Raw genomic sequence first — 8,194 nt, 5'->3', positions numbered from 1 at the left:
TAGGGGCGGGCGCCGCGCTCTGCGCGCACGCCCCTACGCCCTTCGATCTCGCGCCCGCCGAGCGGGTCGCGCTATTTCGCGCGGGTCGCGTTGCCCGGATCGATGGACATGCTCTGGAAGCGGTTCTCCATGTACTGGTTGTCGAAGTGCTCGGCGAAGAAGTGCGCCACGGCCGTCTCGGGAGGTTTTCCAGCCTCGCGCTGGTACCAGCAGTCGAGCGACAGCAGCGTCATCGCCCCGTCGACGATCATGAGCGCGGCGCACACCGTGGTGACCGCGTAGCGCCAGTTCCAAGGGATGAGGTTCACCAGCTTCAACATCCAGGGAAGAAGCAGCTTGATCCACACCACGCCCAAGACGCCCCACATGGCCATGAACATGCCGTTCGTGCGCCCGTCGATGGACAGGAACGTGCCGGAGTAGTCCCACGCCACGATGCCGAAGGCGAACTGCATGAACCAGCTGGTCAGATACTCGAACGCCCCGCCGATGACGGCGCTCACCAGGAAGATGAGCACGACGTTCTTGTCGTGGAATCGGTTCAGGGCGACCGTCATCAGCACCGCGCCGAAACCGTAGATGGGCGAGAACGGGCCGAACAGCAAACCCGCGCGATCCTGGTAGTGCCCTGGATTCACGACGAGGAAGTGGTATACCGTCTCGATCATGAGTCCCAGCACGCAGCACACGACGAAGATCCAGAACAGGTTGAAGAAGTTGAGCGCGATGAAGCCCTTGCCGGTCTCGTCGCGGCCGAGCGTGCCTTCCTCGGCTGCCTCGCGCGTTTCCATGTCGCGCAGTTTGCGGCGCAGCTCGCGCTCTTCGGCCAGCGACGGGTCCACGTAGCTCGACAGCGCGACGAGCACGACCAGCACCACGCCGTAGGGGATGAGATCGGGCGTGAGGCCGCTCAGCATCATGTCGCAGAGGATCACGAGGATGAGGATGACGATCATGACCTCGGCGATCTGGGCCGTGCGACGCCGTTTGTCGCGCAGCAGTCGGATGCCCAGGATGACGAACATGGCGGACAAAACCGTCATGAGCACCGCGTCGGAGACGAAGATGACGAGGGCGGCGGCGGACAGCTCCTCGACGATGGCGCCCTGCTGCAGGGCCATCACCATGCCGACGATGAGCAGCGCGAGCACCGGCACGAGCGCTGCGCCGCTGACTATGCACAGGATGCCGAACACCTTGAGCGGAAGGGGGATCTTGCTATTGGACGCAGGCGCGCCTTCGTCGAGGTTGAGTCCGTTCTCGACGCGGTCGTGCTTACCCATGGCGATGTTCTCCTCGAATGCGCTTCTATCTGTCTCGCCAAAGTATAGCCGAAGAGCGGGCGCCTCGCGCGGCGACTACGACGAGGGGCGCGGCTCGTCGGGGGCGACCTCCTCTACGAACCAACGCGGACCCTCGTAGAACAGGTACTTCTCGCGGCCGTTCACGGACACGAGGTAGCGGATGCCCGTGCCGCCCACGCGCTGAGAAGCGCGTCGAATGGCCTCGTGCACGCGGTCGATGGCGAAGATGCGGCCGTCGCGCCAGACGATCTCGAGCGGCGTGAGCCGTCCGTCTACGTCGATGCGCGCCGTCACCTCCACATATGTTTTCCGAAAAGCCATGACCGCAGGAAACCACGCCGAAGCGCGACGCGCCAGGGGCCGCTCCGAGCTGTAGCGCAAGGGATGGCGACGCGTAAGCGAGCGAGGGCGCCAACGCGCCGCAGGCACGGGAAGGGGCGCTCAACGCGCCCCTTCCCGCTCCCTCTTCTTTTTCGATGCGTTCGATCCTCTACTCGATGTCGTTCAATTCCTTGCCGGCGTACTCGTGCGCCGTGAACAGCAGGATGATGCCCGCCACAAGGCAGATGCCCATCATGTAGTACGCGGGCATAAGGCCGTTGCCCGTGGCGTCGATGAGCGCGGTGGCCACCATCGAGGCCGTGCCGCCGAACACCACGTAGGCGATGTTCGACCCCAGCGCGGCGCCGGTGTAACGCACTTCCGTGGGGAACATCTCCGCCTGGTAGCAGGCGATGTTCGCGTCGTTGAACGAGAGCGTCACGCACATGATGAGCTCCGCTGCGATGACGATGGGCAGCTGAGCCGTCTCCAGCATCATGAAGGCGGGGATGCTGAGCAGGATGAACGCCACGCACGAGCCCAGCAGCATTTTCTTACGTCCTACGATGTCGGATATCTTTCCGGCGCCGAAGATGATGAAGATGTACGTGACCAGCGCGATGTCGGTGGCAAGCTGGGCCGCCGAGGCTTCCATCGCCGTGTAGCTGGTCAGATACGTGGGCAGGTAGGTGAGCACGAGGTAGAAGCCGACCGAGTTCACCATGGTCGCCGCGATGCTGGTCGCAAGGCGCTTCTTGTACTTCTTGAACACGAGGCGGGTAGGCCGCGGGGCCTCTTTGGCCGGATCGGCCGTCGAGGTCATCTGCTGGTAGGTGGGGGAATCCTCGAGCTTCGTGCGGATGTAGTGCGCCACGAGCCCCAGGGGTCCGGCCAGCAAGAACGGAATGCGCCATCCCCATGAGATCACGTCGGCTTCGGGCAGCAGCGCCTTGATGATGAGCGCTGCGGTGGAGCCCGCCAACAGGCCCGCCGCGGTGGATGCCGGCACGAGCGAGCAGTACTTCCCGCGATGGTTCGCCGGCGCGTACTCGGCCAGGAACACCGCTGCTCCCGAGTACTCGCCTGCAGCCGAGAATCCCTGCACGCTGCGCAGGCACAGCAGCAGGATGGGGGACAGCAGGCCGATCGTCTCGTACGACGGTAGGCAGCCGATGAGGAACGCCGCGCCCGTCATCATGAAGATGGACAGCGACAACGACCACTTGCGCCCCTTCTTGTCGCCCATGCTGCCCCAGAACGCCGCCCCTAACGGCCGGAACACGAACGACAGCGCGAACACCGCGAACGCGAGCAGCGTGGAGTTCACCGCCGACTCGGGGAAGAACACGATGCCGATGGTGATGGCGAAATACGTATAGGTGGCGTAGTCGAACCATTCGATGAAGTTGCCCAAAAACGAAGAGATCGCCACCTTGAACGGCACTTTCGGTTGTGCCTCCGTTACTGCTGCCGCGCTCATCGCGACACCTCCTTCATCGATTCGTCGAGGCCGGCTCCGTCGGGGACGTCGACCTCCTCATGCCGCGTGAGCCATGCCTTCTCGGCTTCGCGCGCCTCCCTCTCCTCGTGCCACTGACGCAGCTGCCGGGCAGCAAGCGAGTCTTCGGGAAACGGCTCGGCCAGGCCGCGTTCCACCAGCTGCTCGTCGTGCTTGACCCATTTGAAGAACTGGACTCCCATGAGGATCACGATGACGCTGAACGGGATGCCGCCGGCGATGGTGGCGAATTGGATGGTGCTGAGGAAGTCCTGTCCGGCTGTCACCATGAACAGCACGGCGAGCGCCGTGATGCACAGCGCCAGCAGCGCCTTGAAGCCGCGGCTCTGGCGCGCGGCGGGAGACACGAAGTTCGACAGCGCCATGACGCCGGAGTCCACCGAGGTCACGATATAGCCGCCGATGAGGATGGTTGCCAGCACGGTCAGCACGCCGCCGATCAGAGGTACGCTGTCGATGGTGAGGAACAGCCCCATCGAGGAGTCGGCGTTGGTCTGCGCCACGATGCCGGGGTCGGACATCGCCGCCCATACGCCGGTGCCGCCCACCACGCACGTCCATACGATGCATACGGCCGCGGGCACGAACACCACGCCGCCTACGAACTCGCGCAGCGTGCGCCCGCGGGAGATGGTGGACACGAAGCCCGCCGTGAACGTGGCGAACGCGAAGCACCAGCAGAAGATGAAGAACGACCAGAACGCCTGCCAGGAATCACCGTACGAGGCGATGCCCGCGCCCAGGTTCACGGCTTCGGTGAACCCGCTCATCAGCATGAACTGGTCGATGAACACGCTGAGCGACTCGGGCAGCACGCCCAGGATGTACAGCGTGGGGCCGAAAATGAACACGGCAGCGACGAACACGATGGACATGACGGCGTTCGCGTTCGAGATCTTCTTGATGCCCCTCACCACGCCGAACCACACCGACATCGTTGCGATGGAGCCGAACAGGATGACGAACGCCACCTGCAGGGCTTGCCCTGTCTGGATGTTGAAGATCTGTTGAATACCGCTGTTGAACTGGTACGATGCAAGTCCGAGCGACGTGGTCAGCCCAAAGATGGTGGCGATGACCACGAGGATCTCCACCACGATGCCGACGGGCCGCTTCGCGCGGGCGGGGAACAGATCCTCCACCGTGCCGCGGAACGTGGTGTCCTTGTGCATGTTGTAGCGGGCGTAAGCCATGAAAAGCGAGACGATGGCGTAGATGGCCCACGCCGGGATGGCCCAGTGGAAGTACGTCCATGCAAGCGCCGTGTCTCCGGCGAACAGGGGGTCGGGGGCGTTGAACGGGGTGCCCCCGTACATCATGATAGGCTCGGCCACCGCCCAGAACACCAGGCCCACGCCCTGCCCGGTGGCGAACAGCATCGCGAACCAGGAGAAGTACGAGAACGCGGGCTTGGCGTCCTTGCCGCCCAGGCGGATCGAACCGAGCTTCGTCACCGCTACGAATATGCATACGGCGAAGCACAAAAATGCGCACAGCACGATCCACCAGCTGCAGTACTGGGTGACGAACGTGCGCAGCACGCCAACCGCGTTGATGAACGTGTCGGCGCTGACCAGCGCGATGCCTAGCACGACGGCGACGATGGCCACCGACGCGGCTCGGATGACATGGTCATGCCTGACCGTGCGTCCGAGCCGTGCGGCCTGGGCTTCCTTCGGCTCCGGATCCACTTCGCCCGACTCGTTCTCCACCTCCATGGGGTGGACGTGCTTGCGCGCGTCGTCGTCCGAGCTCTTAGACCTCATGGTAGTCACCCTCGCCCGAGAACTCGTGCTTCACGGCTTCCACCATGTGCTTCACGGCGACGTTGCGCAGGATCGCCCCCTTCTCGCGCGAGGATTCCACGGGCGAGGACAGGCAGCCCGACGGCGGCGTGTAGCCGGGCACGATGGGCAGCACGTCGTAGTTCGGCAGCTCGGCCGGCAGCCCCTCGTACAGCGGGTCGTCGGTCTTGCCCAGGTCGACGAGGTCGGGGTGGAACAGCAGCATGAGCGACGTCTCCATGACGCCGGCGTGCTCCAGATCCCAGCCGGTGAAGCCGTCGGGATACAGGGCCTCGATGGTCTCGTCGTCGACGAAGTCCCAGTACGACAAGAGTTGGATCTTCACGTCGCGGATGCCGTTCTCGCGCGCTTTCTCCAGCGCCAGCTCGGCGCCTTCGAAGATGAACTGGTAGTTCTCGTAATGACCGTTCATCAGCACGATCTTGCGCGCACCATGCAGGATGAGGCCGAACACCACGTCCTTCGCCAGCGCGATGAGCGTCGTTCCCGACAGCGACGTGGTGCCCGAGAGGTGGAAGCCGCCGCCCGAGCGCTGCTGGGAGCGGTAGCCGTAGTTGATGGGAGCGGCCACGACGGCTTCCATTGCGCCGTCCGTGTCGGCGACGAGCGCCTCGGCGGTGGCGCCGGCCATCGCCTTGGTCAGCGCGGCGTCCACGCACATGGCCATGTGGGAGCCGTGCTGCTCCAGCGCGCCGACGGGGATGAACACCACGGCATCCTTCGCCAGCTTCTCGCGGTAGGTGAACGCGTCCATTTCCTCCATGTACACAGTGGGTTTCATAGCTTGTCCCTCCTCGAATCGGAAGGAGCCCGCCATGCGCGGCGGGCTCCGATGTCGTCAGCGCTTGGATCAGTAGTCTTCCAGCAGGTCGACTTGGGCCTTGCTGGCGCGCAAGATGAAGTTGCGCTTGGCTTGGGCACCGCCCTGCGCCAGCTTGCGCAGGATGAAGCGCTTGAGGCGCGGGTAGTCGCTCATGCCGTACCAGGCGAACGCGGTGCCGCCCGTGTAGGCCTCCACGATGCTGTGGACGGGCAGGCCGGCGTCGCGCTTGGCGTCGAGGGCCAGGTACTCCTGGATCTCGGCCGCGCACACGTCGCGGATGACCTCGGCGCTGATCTCCAGGTCGCGCGCCAGCTGCCTGAGCTGGTAGGCCACCTCCGCGTCGTCGGCGTGCGGGAAGTACGTCACGTCGTAGGTCACCGCGGACAGCCCGGACGCCTTGGCGAAGCCCAGCAGCTTCTCCAGCGACAGCATCTGCACGTGGTCCTCCGTGCGCTCGGCGATGTCGAGCTCGGCCGGGAAGCCCTGGACGCCGCTCTTCTCGAACACGGCGAGCAGCTCCTCCTCGTTCAACGGCGCTTCGAACTCGATTTCAGTGGCAACATGGGTCAGGTTGCTCGTGATCTTCATAGGTGCACGTTCCTTTCCTGGCAATCGGCTCGGCTAGCTCAAGGCTTCCCGTTCTTGCTCTTGATCGAGCCGCGCTTCAAGGTTCTCGCGGATCTCCTCTTCCTTCTCGATCTTCTCTCCCTGTTTGCTCGCAGCTGCGGTGGAGAAGAAGATCTGGGCAACGCCGCCGATGACGATGAGCGCGCCGCCGATGATCTGGAAGGTGGTCATGGTCTCGCCGAACATGAACAGGCCCAGAAGCGACGCCATGATGGTCTCCTGGTAGGAGATGGCGGCCAGCTCGCCGGCCTTAAGGCGCTTCGTGGCATGGGTGAGCAGGTAGAACGCGCCGAAGCCGGTGATGAGCGCTGCGGCGATGAGCACGACCCAGGACGAGCCGGGCATCGTGAACATGTTCCACGCGTGGGTGATGATCTGGCCCGAGGCGTCGAACTGCGTCACGCCGTTGATCTTCTCGGTGTAGGACAGCGGCTGCAGGAAGAAGTGGTGCCAGACGAGCAGCACGACGATGGACAGCGAGCCGAACAGGAAGTTCCACCAGGAGCGGACGTTGGAGTCGCAGTCCTCGCGGTAGCGCGAGAAGAACAGGTACAGGCCGTAGGCCACGCCGGAAGCGAAGGCGATGGCGTTGCCGAAGGTGTACTTCGGATCGAGGTCGAGGGTCAGACCCTCGGGCGTGACGATGCCGACGATGAACAGCATGCCGACGACCACGGCGGCGATGCACAGGACGCCCTTGATGTTGAGCTTTTCCTTCAGGAAGATCGCTGCCAGGATGGTTGAGTAGATGGGGCCGGTGTAGATGAGGAACGATGCGTTCGCCAGCGTGGTGTACTGCGTAGACAGGCAGTACAGGCCAGAGAGCAGGCCCAAGAACACGCCGGAGAGCAGCATCATGCCGGAGAAACGGGTTTCCTTGATCTTCTTCCAGCTTCCGCCGACGAAGCAGAAGATGAGGGAGAGGGCGATCAAGCCTGCGAAGTTGCGCCAGAACGACACGAAGTCGCCGGGTGCATCGATGAAGCGGGTGAAGGCTCCGATACCGCCCATCAGCGACGATGATGCGAACATCATGACGAAGCCGATAAGCTTGTACTTTGCTTGTTGGTTCATGTATCCCTCCTTGGAGCGGAGTCGTGTCGACCGGGTCCTTGACGGGGACGCCTTGCCCGTTTGCGGGCGAAAGGGTAGGGGTACGACGAGGCACGCGGACGCTGCGGCGCCGCTTTCGACATGAATGTGATGATACGGGAGCAAATCGGCCGGCCTCTGGGAGACGCTTCGTGCAAGGAACGCCGTCGCATTGCACGAGACGGGATCCTCGGAGGCCGGAACTTCGGGATGAACCGGGGCTCGCTGCAAGGGGAGCGAGCCCCGGTATGGGCTACGCGACTAGTCGTTCCACATCTCCGGGCGAACCAGGGTCGGGTCGGCGACGCGGTTCGGGAAGTAGTCGAGGCACTCGCCCTCGCGGTAGACGTCGGCCGTGGAGCAGTGCAGGCCGCCGCCGAAGGCGTAGGCGCCGCGCAGGTCGACGGGGATGACGTTCATGCCGAGCTTGTCCATCTCCTCCTGCTGGTAGACCTCGGAGGCCTCCACGATGACCGTCTTCGGGTCGAGCACCAGGCAGTTCATGGACAGCCACACGGAGCTGTAGCAGAACTCGGGCGGCTCGGAGTGGGCCGGCTGGGCGGCGTCGACGATCTGCCAGTCGTTGGCCTCGAAGATCGCGCGCTGCTCCTCGGGCAGCTTGCGCTGCGGGTTGTTGATGATCAGGCCGGGGCGCAGCGGCACGAAGGTCGCGTCGATGTGGATCGGGTAGGGGTCGCCCGGG

General features: G+C 64.1%; 7 protein-coding genes and 1 pseudogene. All 8 read right to left on the bottom strand.

The genetic code is table 11. The annotated features are described in order from the left end of the window. Positions 1-71 precede the first annotated feature (71 nt). Entirely contained in the window at positions 72-1,283 is a 1,212-nt protein-coding gene (locus tag HMPREF1023_RS03210; protein WP_009304710.1) for a putative ABC transporter permease, read from the bottom strand. Between the two features lie 75 nt (positions 1,284-1,358). Further along, on the bottom strand, positions 1,359-1,625 hold the full coding sequence (locus tag HMPREF1023_RS03205) for a hypothetical protein (protein WP_015760423.1): 267 nt from the start codon (positions 1,623-1,625) through the stop codon (positions 1,359-1,361). A 169-nt stretch (positions 1,626-1,794) separates the two neighbouring features. Beyond that, a complete protein-coding gene (locus HMPREF1023_RS03200) occupies positions 1,795-3,105 on the bottom strand; it encodes an MFS transporter (RefSeq protein ID WP_009304708.1) in 1,311 nt (436 codons plus the stop codon). After that, on the bottom strand, positions 3,102-4,910 hold the full coding sequence (locus HMPREF1023_RS03195) for a BCCT family transporter (protein WP_009608245.1): 1,809 nt from the start codon (positions 4,908-4,910) through the stop codon (positions 3,102-3,104). Before HMPREF1023_RS03195 ends, HMPREF1023_RS03200 begins: the two co-directional genes overlap by 4 nt. After that, positions 4,900-5,730: a creatininase gene (locus HMPREF1023_RS03190; protein WP_009304706.1), complete on the bottom strand. Its 831-nt coding sequence runs from the start codon at positions 5,728-5,730 to the stop codon at positions 4,900-4,902. Before HMPREF1023_RS03190 ends, HMPREF1023_RS03195 begins: the two co-directional genes overlap by 11 nt. 69 nt (positions 5,731-5,799) lie before the next feature. Continuing rightward, positions 5,800-6,360: a hypothetical protein gene (locus HMPREF1023_RS03185; RefSeq protein WP_009304705.1), complete on the bottom strand. Its 561-nt coding sequence runs from the start codon at positions 6,358-6,360 to the stop codon at positions 5,800-5,802. 33 nt (positions 6,361-6,393) lie between these two features. Beyond that, positions 6,394-7,473 carry a DMT family transporter gene (locus HMPREF1023_RS03180; protein ID WP_009304704.1) on the bottom strand — a complete coding sequence of 360 codons (1,080 nt, stop codon included), beginning with the start codon at positions 7,471-7,473 and terminating at the stop codon, positions 6,394-6,396. Positions 7,474-7,752: 279 nt separating this feature from the next. After that, positions 7,753-8,194 (bottom strand): annotated as a pseudogene (locus tag HMPREF1023_RS03175) (serine/threonine protein kinase); the annotation flags it as partial.

Source organism: Eggerthella sp. 1_3_56FAA, from assembly GCF_000185625.1.
Classification (GTDB): Bacteria; Actinomycetota; Coriobacteriia; order Coriobacteriales; family Eggerthellaceae; genus Eggerthella; species Eggerthella lenta.
Note: the sequence above shows the minus strand (reverse complement) of the source record. Positions and strands in the feature narration are given on the sequence as shown.